A 13,010-nucleotide genomic window follows, 5' to 3' on the forward strand; every position below is an offset into this window, starting at 1 on the left:
TTCGGTTCGAACTTGTCGAGAACAACGCGCACCATGAGTTTCTGGATCTATATCCTCCGCTGCGCCGACGGCAGCTATTATACCGGCCACACAGATGATCTGGAACGGCGTATCGGACAACATCAGTCTGGGGCAATTCCGGGCTATACGCATGATCGACGCCCGGTGGAGTTGGTGTTCAGCGAAACCTTCACGGATCGGATCGACGCGCTGGAACGCGAGCGCCAGGTGAAAGATTGGTCACGCAAAAAGAAGGAAGCCTTAATTCGAGGGGACTGGAAAGCGGTATCGGACGCTGCCCGTTCTCGACCACGGGTCTCGACTACGCTCGACCCTGGCTCGAACCGAACGGCGTTGGAAGAGGCTCAGCCCCTACTCAGGACGAACGGTAACATGATAGAACATACATCCCCACCCCCCGTCATCGTCCTCGTCCGCCCGCAACTGGGCGAGAATATCGGCAAGGCCGCGCGCGCGATGCTCAATTTCGGGCTAACCGAGATGCGTCTGGTCACGCCCCGCGATGGCTGGCCCAATCCCGACGCAGGCCCATCGGCGGCAGGCGCGGATTTCATCCTCGATCAGGCGCAGGTCTATGAAACGCTGGCCGAGGCCGTCGCCGACTGCGCCCATGTCTATGCCACCACAGTCCGCAAACGCGGCGTCACCAAGCCCGTGGTCACGCCCGAAGAAGCCGCCCGCGAAATCCATGCCGCTCAGGGCCGCTGCGCCTATATTTTCGGCCCCGAACGCTCCGGGCTGGAGACCGAGGACGTCGCCCTCGCCCGCAAGATATTGACCGTCCCGATCAACCCCGAATTCGGCTCGCTGAACCTCGCGCAAGCGGTCATTCTGTGCGCCTATGAATGGTCCAAGCAGGCGAACCTCGCCCAGCCCACCATCACCGACCTTGGCGTCCCCGCGCCGCAGGAGGAATTGGAGGGCATGATCGACCAGTTCACCACGCTGCTCGAAAAGGTCGGCTATTTCTTCCCGCCCGACCGCGCGCCCGCGACCAAGCTGACGCTGCGCAACCTGCTGACCAAGCCGGGCTGGAACCATCTGGAGGTACGGACGCTGCGCGGGGTGATCTCGCACCTCAACCGGCCGCGCGAACGCTGACCGGCGGCGGGGGGTGTCAGATGCCCCCGGCCGTCACGGGCCAGCCGCCCGCTTCAAGGCCTTGGGACAATGCCGTAACGCACGCATCGAGCTTGTCGCTATCGGTCGATCGCACCACAAAATTCGCGCCCGTGCGGCCTTCGCGGAAGAAGGGGTAGCTACCGATCTGGCAGCCCTCATGCGCGCGCTCGGTCGCGCCCAGCAGGTCGGCAATCTCGCTTTCCGCCACCCAGCAGCCCACCGTCGCCGACTGGACAGGCACGCCGCCCTCCAGCGTCCCGGTCAGCTTGTCGAGCATCCCGGCGGTGATATGCGGCACGCCCGCCATGATGAAGATATTGCCATGCCGGATGCCGGGCGCCCCCGACATGCGGTTTTCGATCAGGCTGGCCCCCGAAGGCACCCGCGCCATGCGCAGCCGCGCGTCGGTCAGCCCGCCGCGCGACTCATAATAGCCCGCCAGCATCGCCCGCGCCTGCGGATGGATTTCCACCGCCACGCCCAGCGCCGCCGCGATCGCATCGACCGTGATGTCGTCATGAGTCGGCCCGATGCCGCCGGTGGTGAAGAGATAATCGTTGCGCATGCGTAATATGTTGACCGCCTCGACGATCGCATCCTGATCGTCGGCGACGACCCGTACTTCGCGCAGGCGGATGCCCTGGACATTGAGCCACAGCGCGATCAGCGCGACATTCTTGTCCTGGGTGCGCCCAGAGAGAATCTCGTCGCCGATGACGATCAGCGCTGCGGTCCAGATGCGGGTGGTATCGGCCATGGCGGCTGCATAGCCTGCGCTGGTCGCGCTGCCTAGCCGCCCTCTCGCATTATCGCGCATCTGCCCCTATAGTCATGCCATGACCGAATATATGACGATGACGGCGGACGCGCCGATCTCCCGCTCGACTGCGATCAAACTCTATGACGCAGCCGGTTTTGCTGGCATGCGCAAGGCCGGACGGCTCGCCGCCGAGATACTCGACGCGCTGGTGCCGCATGTCGTGCCGGGCGTCACCACCGGCGAACTGGACGACATCGTCCGGCGCATGACGCTGGACGGCGGCGGCGTGCCTGCCACCCTGGGCTATCGCGGCTATACCCATAGTTGCTGCACATCGATCAACAATGTCATCTGCCACGGCATCCCCGGCGACTATCGGCTGAAAGATGGTGACATCGTCAATATCGACGTCACCCCCCTGGTCGATGGCTGGCATGGCGACACCAGCCGCATGTTCATCGCGGGCGAAGCGCCGATCAAGGCGCGCCGCCTGGTCGAGGTGACCTATGAATGTCTGATGCTGGGCATCGAACAGGCCAAGCCCGGCAATCATCTCGGCGACATCGGCGCGGTGATCCAGCGCCATGCCGAAAAGCACCGCTATGGCGTGGTCCGCGACTTTTGCGGCCATGGCCTAGGCCGCGTCTTTCATGACAGCCCGGAGGTGGTCCATGTCGGTCGCCCCGGCACTGGCCCCGAATTAAAGCCCGGCATGTTCTTCACCATCGAACCGATGATCAACATCGGCAAGGCGGGCGTGAAGATGCTGGACGATGGCTGGACGGCGGTAACGCGCGACCGCACCCTGTCGGCCCAGTTCGAACATAGTATCGGCATCACCGAAACCGGCTGCGAGATTTTCACCAAAAGCCCCGCCGGTCTCGACGCGCCGCCCTATCTTTGATGGTTCACATTACTGCTTAAAAAACGGGCACAGCCACAGGAAATTGCCCTGAATCCGGGCAATATGGACAAAGATTGCGGCATCGCCGAAAGCATATCCAGGCGATTCGCCAATTGGCACGGTAATTGAAGATTAAGAGAGACGACGCAGGCCAAGGGGGGCATGATGTTCGTCTCTCGCACGGGAGAGAGGGATGCGGATCGCCCGCATCCTGTCGGGCGTCATGGGTTGGGATTACGAGTGATGAAAAAGATCGAAGCGATCATCAAGCCGTTCAAGCTGGACGAGGTGAAGGAAGCACTCCACGAAGTGGGCGTGTCGGGCATCACCGTGACCGAAGCCAAGGGCTTTGGCCGCCAGAAGGGCCATACCGAACTCTATCGCGGCGCTGAATATGTCGTCGATTTCCTGCCCAAGGTGAAGCTGGAGGTCGTCGTCGACGACGCGCTGGCCGACCGTGTGGTCGAAGCGATCTGCGCCGCCGCGCAGACCGGCCGCATCGGCGATGGCAAGATCTTCATCTCCAACATCGAGGGCGCCGTCCGCATCCGCACCGGCGAGCGGGACAGCGACGCGATCTGACGGTTCTCCGCCAGCCCGACTTGCAGGCTGGCACTATGTAAGTTTCTGCCCGGTTCTTCGCGGACCGGAACATGATGGGCATCCACCTTACCCCTTCGGGGGGGTATTTTGAGAGAAGGGCAACTGCACATGGCCAATACGCCAAAAGACATCCTGAAGATGATCGAAGAAAAGGAGATCGAATGGGTCGATGTCCGCTTCACCGATCCCAAGGGCACCTGGCATCACCTGACCATGTGCGCCAACGTCATTGGCGAAGATGAACTGACCGACGGTCTGATGTTCGACGGCTCCTCGATCGAGGGCTGGAAGGAAATCAACGAATCGGACATGATCCTCAAGCCCGATCTGGACGCAGTCTTCTTCGATCCGTTCAGCGCGACGCCGATGATGATCCTGGTCTGCGACATCGTCGAACCGCTCGACGGCTCGCTCTATTCGCGCGATCCCCGCTCGACCGCCAAGCGCGCCGAAATGTTCCTGCAGTCCACCGGCCTTGGCGACACGGTCTATATCGGCCCTGAGCCCGAATTCTTCATGTTCGACAGCGTCGAATTCGACAACACCTATGCCTCGTCCTTCTACAAGCTGGACGATGTCGAGCTGCCGACCAACACCGGCACCAGCTATGACGGCGGCAATATGGGCCACCGCCCCCGTGCCAAGGGCGGCTATTTCCCGGTCGGCCCGGTCGATGTCACCACCGACATCCGCGCCGAAATGGTGACCACGCTGATGGAAATGGGCCTGCCCATGGACAAGCATCATCATGAAGTCGCGGGCAGCCAGCACGAACTGGGCCTGACCTTCGGCAAGCTCGTTGAAACCTGCGACCGCATCCAGATCTACAAATATGTCGTGAAGATGGTCGCCCAGGCCTATGGCAAGACCGCGACCTTCATGCCCAAGCCGATCAAGGCGGACAATGGGTCGGGCATGCACACGCATATCTCGATCTGGAACAAGGGTCAGAACACCTTTGCCGGTGACGGCTATGCCGGCCTGTCGGAAACCTGCCTGTTCTTCATCGGCGGCGTGATCAAGCATGCCAAGGCATTGAACGCCTTCACCAACCCGACCACCAACAGCTACAAGCGCCTGGTGCCGGGCTTCGAAGCCCCCGTGCTGCTCGCCTATTCGGCGCGCAACCGTTCGGCGTCGTGCCGCATCCCCTATGGTGCCGGCACCAAGGCGAAGCGTGTCGAATTCCGCTTCCCCGATCCGCTCGCCAACTCCTACCTCGCCACCGCCGCTTTGCTGATGGCAGGCATCGACGGGATCGAGAACAAGATTCATCCCGGCGAAGCGATGGACAAGAACTTGTACGACCTGCCGCCGGTCGAACTGGCCAAGGTGCCGACCGTCTGCGGTTCGCTCCGCGAAGCGCTCGAAAGCCTAGAAAAGGATCAGGACTTCCTGCTCAAGGGCGGCGTGTTCACCAAGGACCAGATCGACGCCTATATGGAACTGAAGTGGCCCGAAGTATATCGCTGGGAAATGGCCCCCTCGCCGGTCGAATTCGACATGTATTATAGCGGCTGATCCTTTCAGTCCTACCTCACGCAAAAGGCCCGGCCGCTTAGCAGCGGCCGGGCCTTTTGCTTTGGCCTAAAGGGTCGAGACGACGTCACTCCACCCATCGCAACCCCATCCACCACCCTTCCTTCCTTAACCTTTTTCCCCCATATCAGCGCCCTATGACCACGCCGCTCACGTCCTATGAACCCGCCACCGGCGTCCTGCTCTGGCAGGGTGCGGCGGGCGACGTGGAGGCGGAGGTCGCGCGTGCTCGTGCCGCCTGGCCGCGCTGGGCGGCGCAGCCCATCGCGGTGCGCATCGAAACGCTCCGCCGCTTCGTCAATGTAGTGCGCCGGAACGAAGATGCGCTGGCGGACCTCATCGCGCGCGAAACCGGCAAGCCGTTATGGGACGCCCATGCCGAAGTCGCCGCCGTGATGGCCAAGGTCGATATCTCGGTCGCCGCCTATTCGGAGCGCACCGGACAGAAGCGGCTGGAAGCAGCCTTGGGCGCGCGACAATCGGTGCGGCACAAGCCCCATGGCGTGATGGCGGTGCTTGGCCCCTATAATCTCCCCGCGCACCTACCCAATGGCCATATCATCCCCGCGCTGCTGGCGGGCAATGCGGTCGTCTTCAAACCGTCGGAAAAGACCCCTGCGGTCGGCGAGATGCTGGTCAAACTCTATCATGAGGCGGGCGTCCCGTTCGACGCGCTGCGCCTGCTGCTCGGCGGACAGGACACCGGCAAGGCGCTCGCCGCCCATCCCGATGTCGGCGGCATCCTGTTCACCGGGTCGGCCCAGACCGGCATCGCCATCAACCGCCAGTTCGCGGCCCAGCCGTCCAAGATCCTGGCGCTGGAAATGGGCGGCAACAACCCCATCGTCGTCTGGGACACGCCCGAAATCAACGCCGCCGCCGTGCTGGTCGTCCAGTCCGCCTTCCTGAGCAGCGGCCAGCGCTGCACCGCCGCCAGCCGCCTGATCGTCAAGGACGCCATCGCCGACAGGTTCATAGCCGAGGTCAAGAAACTGGCCGACCGGCTGATCGTCGATCACCCCCATGCCACCCCTACGCCCTATATGGGTCCGGTCATTGACAATGCGACCGCCGACGGCCTGACCGAAAGTTTCCTCTGGCTGATGAGCAATGGCGGCAAGCCGATCAAACATATGGTCCGCCCCAAAAAGGGCCTGCCCTTCCTCAGCCCCGCCATCATCGACGTGACCGCCATGGCCGAACCACCCGATGTCGAGCTGTTCGGCCCGCTGCTTCAGGTCGTCCGCGTCGCCGAATTCAGCGATGCGATCGCGCAGGCCAATAGCAGCCGCTATGGACTGTCCGCTTCGCTGATCGGCGGATCGCCCGACCAATATAATCAATTCTGGGCCAATGTCCGCGCGGGCGTCATCAACTGGAACCGCCCGACCAACGGCGCTTCCTCCGCCGCGCCGTTCGGCGGCGTCGGCATTTCGGGCAACCACCGGCCCACCGCCTATTATGCGGCGGATTATTGCGCCTATCCGGTCGTGTCGGCGGAAATCGAAACCCCCCGCGCCGCGATCGGCGTGGGCCTCAAGGACATCGACGTCAGCGCCATGGGCGACTGATCCAGCCCCCGCCAAAACATTTCCTACCCCCGCCCATAAGCATTCTGAATTGAACTCGCCCCGCGCATTGGCCACATGGCGAGCATGGCTGACACTTCACCTGCTACCGTCCACCTGGTGGGCGCGGGTCCGGGCGACCCGGAACTGCTGACGATCAAGGCCGTGCGCCTGATCCGCGACGCGCGGTTGATCGTGCATGACGGGCTGGTGTCGGACGAAATTCTCGCGCTCGCCTCTCCCGATGCCGAACGCATCTCCGTCGCCAAGCAACGCAGCCGCCATTCGATGCCGCAGGACGCGATCAACGCGCTGCTCGTCCGCTGCGCGCTGGCGGGGGAAGCGGTGGTGCGCTTGAAAGGCGGCGATCCCTTCATCTTCGGCCGTGGTGGCGAGGAAGTCGATGCCTGCCGCGCAGCAGGCGTGCCCGTCGAGGTCGTGCCCGGCATCAGCGCCGCCATCGGCGCCGCCGCACAGGCGCAATTGCCACTGACCCACCGCGATGCGTCGAGCGCCGTCACCTTCGTCGCCGGCCAGTGCAAAGGATTGACCGATCAGGACTGGTCGGGCCTTGCAGGCAAGGGCCGCACGCTCGTCATCTATATGGGCGTGGCGACCGCCGCGCAGATTGCCGACAAGCTGATCGCCGATGGTGTATCGCCCGACCTGCCGGTCGCCGTGCTGGAAAACGGCACCCGCGCCGACATGCGCACGCTGCGCACCCTGCTCGCCGACTTGGGCGATATGGTGGAGCGCGAAGCCGTGATCAGCCCGGCGCTGATCGTGGTCGGCGATGTGGCGAGCCATGCCCTGGCGCAGGACGTGCTGGTCGGCTGGGCACAAAGACAGAGTAATGGGGCGGAGATTCGTTCGTGAAGATTTTGACGGGTAATGATCTGGCGTCGGGCGACGTCATCTGGTGGGCAGGCGATGGCTGGTCGCGCCAGGTGGGCGATGCCGCCGATGTCGGCGCGCAGGGCGACGAACTCGCCCGCGCCGAGGAAGCGGCGCTGCGCGTCGTCGGCGCCTATGTCATCGACGCGACCATCACCGACGATGGCGTGCGCCCCGCCCATATCAAGGACCGCATCCGCGCGCTGGGGCCGACCGTGCGCCCCGACCTGACCCTGAAACCGAACGATGCCGATGCCGGCAACTGGGTGATCTGAACCATGTATCGTTATGACAGCTATGACCAGTCGATCGTCGATGCCCGCGTCGAGGAATTTCGCGACCAGACCCAGCGCCGCCTCGCCGGTGCGCTGACCGAGGACCAGTTCAAGCCGCTGCGGCTGATGAACGGCCTCTACCTGCAACTCCACGCCTATATGCTGCGCGTCGCCATCCCCTATGGCACATTGTCGGGCACGCAGATGCGCAAGCTGGGCGAGATTGCGGGCAAATATGACAAGGGCTATGCCCATTTCACCACCCGCCAGAACCTGCAATATAATTGGATCAAGCTGGCCGACGCGCCCGACATCCTCGCCGAACTGGCGACGGTCGAGATGCACGCCATCCAGACATCGGGCAATTGCATCCGCAACATCAGCTCGGACCAATATGCAGGCGTCAGCGCGGACGAGGTGGCGGACCCCCGCCCCTGGGCCGAATTGCTGCGCCAATGGTCGAGCTTCCACCCCGAATTCACCTATCTGCCGCGCAAGTTCAAGATTGCGGTGATCGCGTCCGACGATGATCGCGCGGCGATGCGCCTGCACGATATCGGCCTCAAGTTGGTCGAGCGTGACGGTGTCGTCGGGGCGGAAGTCTATGCCGGTGGTGGCATGGGCCGCACCCCGATGGTCGCGCCGCTGATCCGCGACTTCGTGGCCGAGGATGAGATCATCTCCTATCTCGAAGCCTGCCTGCGCGTTTACAATCGCCATGGTCGCCGCGACAATAAGTATAAGGCCCGGATCAAGATCCTGGTCCATGAGATCGGCGTCGAGGAATATAAGCGCCAGGTCGAGGAAGAGTTCGCCCATATGCGGACGCTTGGCCTCAACCCGCCGGTCGAGGAACTGGCCCGCATTCGCGCCTTTTTCGCGCCGCCCGCTTATGAGAGCGGCCTGTCCGACACGATCGACCGCAGCGACCGGGCGTTCGCGCTCTGGCTCGACCGGCAGGTCGCGGCGCATAAGGTGCCCGGCTATGCCATCGTCAACATCAGCCTGAAACCGATCGACGGTATCCCCGGCGACGCATCGGCCGAGCAGATGGCGCTGGTGGCCGACCTCGCCGAAAGCTATTCGTTCGACGAACTGCGCGTCACCCATGCACAGAACCTCGTCCTGCCGCATGTGCAGAAAGCGGACCTTTATGCCGTCTGGCAAAAGCTGGCGGCGGCGGGCTTGGCCGAAGCCAATCTCGACCTCATCACCGACATCATCGCCTGCCCTGGCCTCGACTATTGCGCGCTGGCCAATGCCCGCTCCATCCCCCTGGCGCAGAAGATCGCGGCGCGCTTCGCCGATGCGGAGCGGCAGGCGGACTTGGGCGAATTGAAGCTCAAAATTTCGGGCTGCATCAACGCCTGCGGTCATCACCATGCCGGGCATATCGGTATCTTGGGCGTGGACCGGCGCGGCGTCGAGAATTTCCAGCTGCTGCTCGGCGGCTCCGGCGCGGAGGACGCCTCTCTGGGTCAGATCACCGGCCCCGGTTTCTCCGAGGATGGCGTGGTCGATGCGATCGAAAAGGTCACCGACATCTATCTGGCCGAACGCACCGACGGCGAACGCTTCCTCGACACCTATCGCCGCATCGGCATGACGCCCTTCAAGGAGGCGATTTATGGGTAAGGCCCCCTTCATCCCACAGCCGTTCGTGTCGAGCGAAGTCGAGACACGGCTAGGGCGCGCTTCTCGTTTCTCGACTGCGCTCGAAACGAACGGAGATTTTCGTCATGGTTGAATTTCTCTCCTTCCGCGATGGCGAATCCACGCAGGAACCTGCCGTGACGGTCGAAGCCTTCACCGGCCAGTCCAACGCCACCGCCGTCCGCATTGAACCCGGCGAAGACGCGCGCGAATTGCTGCCGCACCTCGATCGCATCTCGCTGGTCGAAGTGAATTTCCCCGGCTTTGGCGACGGGCGCGGCTATTCGGCGGCCCGCATCTTGCGCGAGGCGGGCTATCAGGGGGAATTGCGCGCCGTGGGCGACGTGCTGGTGGATCAAGTCGTCGCGATGCGCCGCTGCGGCTTCGACAGCTTCCACCCGGCCAAGGCGCTCGACGATGCCGCCGTCGATCGCGCCCTCACCCGCTACGCAGACGTCTATCAAAAGACGATCGATGGCCGCGCGCCCATTTGGGCCAAGCGGCACCCGGAGACACAGAATGGCTGAAGCCGCCCGCACGCTCGACATCATCGACACTCGCCCCGCCTTCGTTCAGGCGGACGCGGACGCACTCAACGCGCGGTTCGAGGGTGTGGGCACGCTGGACATGCTCAAGGCCGTCTTTGCCGAAGGGCTGGCCGGCAATGTCGCGGTTGTCTCTTCCTTCGGCACCGAAAGCGCCGTGCTGCTGCATCTGGTGGCGCAGGCGGACCCGACCGTACCGGTGATCTTCGTCGACACGCTCAAGATGTTCGCCGAAACGCTTACCTATCGCGACACGCTGATGAATGCCTTCGGCTTCACCGACAGCCGCACCGTGACGCCGATCGCCGAGGTGATCGCCAAGAAGGACGAGACCGGCCTGCGCTGGTCCTATGATCCCGACGGCTGCTGCGAAATCCGCAAGGTCGAACCTTTGAAGCGCGCCAAGGACGGCCTCGACGCCTGGATTTCCGGGCGCAAGGCGTTCCAGTCGGTCACCCGGCAGAATCTGCCCCGCTTCGAGGTCGAGGATGGGCGGCTCAAGATCAACCCGCTGGGCGATTGGACCAAGGATGATCTGGAAGCCTATTTCGCCGACCACGCCCTGCCCCGCCACCCGCTGGAGGCGCAAGGCTATCTCTCGATCGGCTGCGAACCCTGCACATCGAAAGTGCTGCCCGGCGAAGACCCGCGCGCAGGCCGCTGGCGCGGCTGGGACAAGGTCGAATGCGGCATCCACTCGCCGGTCACCCCCCTCCCCGTGGTCGACCCGGAAGACCCCGCGAACATGCCGGTATTTTGAGCTTTTGCTTCACGCGGAGAAGGGGGAGAAAGGCACCTGCCATCCCCACCCCGGCCGCAGGCCGAACAAAAAATCTCCGCGCCTCCGCGCCTCCGCGTGAACAATAGCAAACCCAGAAGACCGCTCAGCCGTTCGCCCACCATATCAGCACCCGCCGGAAGATGCTGGCCTAACCCGCCGCCCTGACGATCTCCGCCCAGGCCTCCTCGCCGATCACCTCGATCCCCAGCGCACTCGCCTGCTTGAGCTTGCTCCCCGCCCCCGGCCCCGCGACCACCAGGTCCGTCTTGGCACTGACCGATCCCGCCGCCTTGGCCCCCAGCCGCTCCGCCTGCGCCTTGGCCTCATCGCGGCTCATCGTCTCCAGCTTGCCGGTGAACACGATCGTCTTGCCCGTCACCGCGCTGGCGGTGGTTTCCACCACATAAGGCGGCGGCGATACTTCGCTTAGCAGATCCTCCCACGCCGTCACATTATGCGGCTCATGGAAGAAATCGGCGAGCGCATGGCCCACCGCCGCGCCGACATTCTCCACCCCGATATGTTCGGCGATCGCCTTGTCGCGCTTGGCCTGCGTCTCGCCCTCCGGCGCCGCCTCCCGCAGCGCCATGATCTCCTGCGCCAGCGCCCGCACCGCTTCCAGCGTCGTGTAGCGCTTGAGCAAATCCCGCGCCGTAACCGCGCCGACATGGCGGATGCCCAGCCCGAACAACAGCCGCGCGGCATCAGGCGCGCGCTTCGCCTCAATCGCGGCGAGCAGATTGTCGACCGATTTTTCCTTCCACCCCTCGCGCCCGACCAGTTCGGCGCGATGGCGTTTCAGGCGAAAAATATCGGCCGGTTCGGTGATCCAGCCCAGATCCAGAAACTCCTGAATCGACTTCTCGCCCAGCCCCTCAATATCCAGCGCCACGCGACTGACGAAATGGCGCAGCCGCTCGAACCGCTGCGCCGGACAGATCAGCCCGCCCGTACAGCGATAATCGACCTCGCCCTCTTCGCGCACCGCCTCGCTCTGGCAGATCGGACATTGGGCCAGAAAGACATAAGGCGCACGCGTCTCATCACGGCTCAGATTCTCGACCACCTGCGGGATGACATCGCCCGCCCGCTGCACCACCACCCGGTCGCCCGGCCGCACGCCCAGCCGCGCAATCTCATCGGCATTGTGCAGCGTCACATTGGACACCACCACGCCGCCGACCGTCACCGGGGTCAGCCGCCCTACCGGCGTCAGCTTGCCGGTACGCCCGACCTGAATGTCGATCGCCTCCAGCGTCGTCTGTGCGCGTTCGGCCGGGAATTTATGCGCGATCGCCCAGCGCGGCGCTTTCGCGACGAAACCCAATCGCTGCTGCCAGTCGAGCCGGTCGACCTTATACACGACCCCATCGATATCGAACGGCAGGTCCGCCCGCGCCCGCTCGATACCGCGATAATGGGCGAGCAGCGCCTCAAGCGTCTCTACCCGCACCAGCATGTCGGACACCGGCAATCCCCAGGCCGCAATCGCCTGCATCACGCCAAGCTGCGTATCGGCGGGCAAATCGCTATGCGCGCCCCAGCCATGGGCCAGGAAACGCAACGGACGGCTGGCGGTCACGCTCGCATCCTTCTGCCGCAGCGATCCGGCGGCGGCATTGCGCGGATTGGCAAATTGCCGCGCCTTCTCCGGTTCGTCCGCCTCAGCCATCAGCCGGGCGTTGAGCGCAGTAAAATCCGCCTTCGCCATATAAACTTCGCCCCGCACCTCGAACAGGTCGGGCACGGCTTCGCCCGTCAGGCGATCGGGAATATCGCCAATGGTCCGGACATTGGCGGTCACATCCTCGCCCGTCGCCCCGTCCCCCCGCGTCGCGGCCAGGACCAGTTCGCCCTTTTCATAACGCAACGAACAGGACAGGCCATCGATCTTCGGCTCGGCCGTCAGCGCCACCGGCGCATCCTCCGCCAACGCCAGAAAGCGCCGAACCCGCGCGATAAACTCACCGATGTCCGCATCGGCAAAGCCATTGTCGAGGCTCATCATCCGCTGCGCATGCGCGACTTTCTTGAGCGCCGACGTCGGCGCTGCCCCGACCTGCGCATTGGGCGAATCGGCCCGCACCAGATGCGGAAACGCCGCTTCAAGCGCGTTATTCTCTGCAATCAGCGCATCATAGGCCGCATCCGTAATCTCCGGCGCGTCGTCGTCATGATAAAGCCGATTATGCTTCGCCACCTCGCGCGCCAGGCGCATCAAACGGTTGGCAGCATCGGCGTCGGACAGGGTAGCAGGATCGATCATGAAGATGCTTTAACTGTTGTCGTACTCCGGCGAAAGCCGGAGTCCAGGGTCGAACGTCCTGCGGTGCATCCTAGGCTCC

Annotated in this window: 12 protein-coding genes; 10 read left to right on the forward strand and 2 right to left on the reverse strand. The window is 63.8% G+C overall.

Features of this window, described 5'->3' with window-relative positions:
• Positions 1 to 33 precede the first annotated feature (33 nt).
• Positions 34 to 1,122 carry a TrmJ/YjtD family RNA methyltransferase gene (locus BSY17_RS07655; RefSeq protein WP_083217079.1) on the forward strand — a complete coding sequence of 363 codons (1,089 nt, stop codon included), beginning with the start codon at positions 34 to 36 and terminating at the stop codon, positions 1,120 to 1,122.
• Positions 1,123 to 1,138: 16 nt separating this feature from the next.
• On the opposite strand, the gene BSY17_RS07660 is transcribed toward BSY17_RS07655, so the two are convergent.
• Positions 1,139 to 1,900 carry a competence/damage-inducible protein A gene (locus tag BSY17_RS07660; protein WP_069066848.1) on the reverse strand — a complete coding sequence of 254 codons (762 nt, stop codon included), beginning with the start codon at positions 1,898 to 1,900 and terminating at the stop codon, positions 1,139 to 1,141.
• 79 nt (positions 1,901 to 1,979) lie between these two features.
• On the opposite strand from BSY17_RS07660, the gene map reads away from it, so the two are divergent.
• The 9 genes from map (at position 1,980) to BSY17_RS07705 (ending at position 10,644) form a co-directional block, all read left to right on the forward strand.
• On the forward strand, positions 1,980 to 2,807 hold the full coding sequence (gene map, locus BSY17_RS07665) for a type I methionyl aminopeptidase (RefSeq protein WP_037476852.1): 828 nt from the start codon (positions 1,980 to 1,982) through the stop codon (positions 2,805 to 2,807).
• A 243-nt stretch (positions 2,808 to 3,050) separates the two neighbouring features.
• A complete protein-coding gene (locus BSY17_RS07670; RefSeq protein WP_037476853.1) occupies positions 3,051 to 3,389 on the forward strand; it encodes a P-II family nitrogen regulator in 339 nt (112 codons plus the stop codon).
• A 129-nt stretch (positions 3,390 to 3,518) separates the two neighbouring features.
• Positions 3,519 to 4,931 (forward strand): type I glutamate--ammonia ligase, encoded by a 1,413-nt coding sequence (gene glnA / locus BSY17_RS07675; RefSeq protein WP_069065066.1) that lies wholly within the window; start codon positions 3,519 to 3,521, stop codon positions 4,929 to 4,931.
• Positions 4,932 to 5,086: 155 nt separating this feature from the next.
• The gene (astD, locus tag BSY17_RS07680; protein WP_069065067.1) at positions 5,087 to 6,520 is read left to right on the forward strand and encodes a succinylglutamate-semialdehyde dehydrogenase; all 1,434 of its coding nucleotides are present in this window, start codon (positions 5,087 to 5,089) and stop codon (positions 6,518 to 6,520) included.
• Positions 6,521 to 6,604: 84 nt separating this feature from the next.
• Complete coding sequence (gene cobA, locus BSY17_RS07685; protein ID WP_069065068.1) at positions 6,605 to 7,393, forward strand: uroporphyrinogen-III C-methyltransferase; 789 nt, start codon at positions 6,605 to 6,607, stop codon at positions 7,391 to 7,393.
• Entirely contained in the window at positions 7,390 to 7,686 is a 297-nt protein-coding gene (locus tag BSY17_RS07690) for a DUF2849 domain-containing protein (protein WP_069065069.1), read from the forward strand. Before cobA ends, BSY17_RS07690 begins: the two co-directional genes overlap by 4 nt.
• Before the next feature lie 3 nt (positions 7,687 to 7,689).
• The gene (locus BSY17_RS07695; protein ID WP_069065070.1) at positions 7,690 to 9,321 is read left to right on the forward strand and encodes a nitrite/sulfite reductase; all 1,632 of its coding nucleotides are present in this window, start codon (positions 7,690 to 7,692) and stop codon (positions 9,319 to 9,321) included.
• Between the two features lie 104 nt (positions 9,322 to 9,425).
• Positions 9,426 to 9,866 carry a DUF934 domain-containing protein gene (locus BSY17_RS07700; protein ID WP_069065071.1) on the forward strand — a complete coding sequence of 147 codons (441 nt, stop codon included), beginning with the start codon at positions 9,426 to 9,428 and terminating at the stop codon, positions 9,864 to 9,866.
• The gene (locus tag BSY17_RS07705) at positions 9,859 to 10,644 is read left to right on the forward strand and encodes a phosphoadenylyl-sulfate reductase (protein ID WP_069065072.1); all 786 of its coding nucleotides are present in this window, start codon (positions 9,859 to 9,861) and stop codon (positions 10,642 to 10,644) included. The genes BSY17_RS07700 and BSY17_RS07705 overlap by 8 nt, the downstream gene beginning before the upstream one ends.
• A 169-nt stretch (positions 10,645 to 10,813) precedes the next feature.
• Here BSY17_RS07705 and ligA read toward each other — a convergent pair whose 3' ends face one another.
• A complete protein-coding gene (gene ligA / locus BSY17_RS07710; protein WP_069065073.1) occupies positions 10,814 to 12,931 on the reverse strand; it encodes an NAD-dependent DNA ligase LigA in 2,118 nt (705 codons plus the stop codon).
• Positions 12,932 to 13,010 lie beyond the last annotated feature (79 nt).

This window comes from Sphingobium sp. RAC03 (genome assembly GCF_001713415.1).
Taxonomy (GTDB): Bacteria; Pseudomonadota; Alphaproteobacteria; order Sphingomonadales; family Sphingomonadaceae; genus Sphingobium.

Bases quoted from the DNA above. Each gene is read 5' to 3' on its own strand.
- BSY17_RS07655 (WP_083217079.1), top strand. From the start codon at position 34: ATGAGTTTCTGGATCTATATCCTCCGCTGCGCCGACGGCAGCTATTAT.
- BSY17_RS07660 (WP_069066848.1), bottom strand. From the start codon at position 1,900: ATGGCCGATACCACCCGCATCTGGACCGCAGCGCTGATCGTCATCGGC.
- map (WP_037476852.1), top strand. From the start codon at position 1,980: ATGACCGAATATATGACGATGACGGCGGACGCGCCGATCTCCCGCTCG.
- BSY17_RS07670 (WP_037476853.1), top strand. From the start codon at position 3,051: ATGAAAAAGATCGAAGCGATCATCAAGCCGTTCAAGCTGGACGAGGTG.
- glnA (WP_069065066.1), top strand. From the start codon at position 3,519: ATGGCCAATACGCCAAAAGACATCCTGAAGATGATCGAAGAAAAGGAG.
- astD (WP_069065067.1), top strand. From the start codon at position 5,087: ATGACCACGCCGCTCACGTCCTATGAACCCGCCACCGGCGTCCTGCTC.
- cobA (WP_069065068.1), top strand. From the start codon at position 6,605: ATGGCTGACACTTCACCTGCTACCGTCCACCTGGTGGGCGCGGGTCCG.
- BSY17_RS07695 (WP_069065070.1), top strand. From the start codon at position 7,690: ATGTATCGTTATGACAGCTATGACCAGTCGATCGTCGATGCCCGCGTC.
- BSY17_RS07700 (WP_069065071.1), top strand. From the start codon at position 9,426: ATGGTTGAATTTCTCTCCTTCCGCGATGGCGAATCCACGCAGGAACCT.
- BSY17_RS07705 (WP_069065072.1), top strand. From the start codon at position 9,859: ATGGCTGAAGCCGCCCGCACGCTCGACATCATCGACACTCGCCCCGCC.
- ligA (WP_069065073.1), bottom strand. From the start codon at position 12,931: ATGATCGATCCTGCTACCCTGTCCGACGCCGATGCTGCCAACCGTTTG.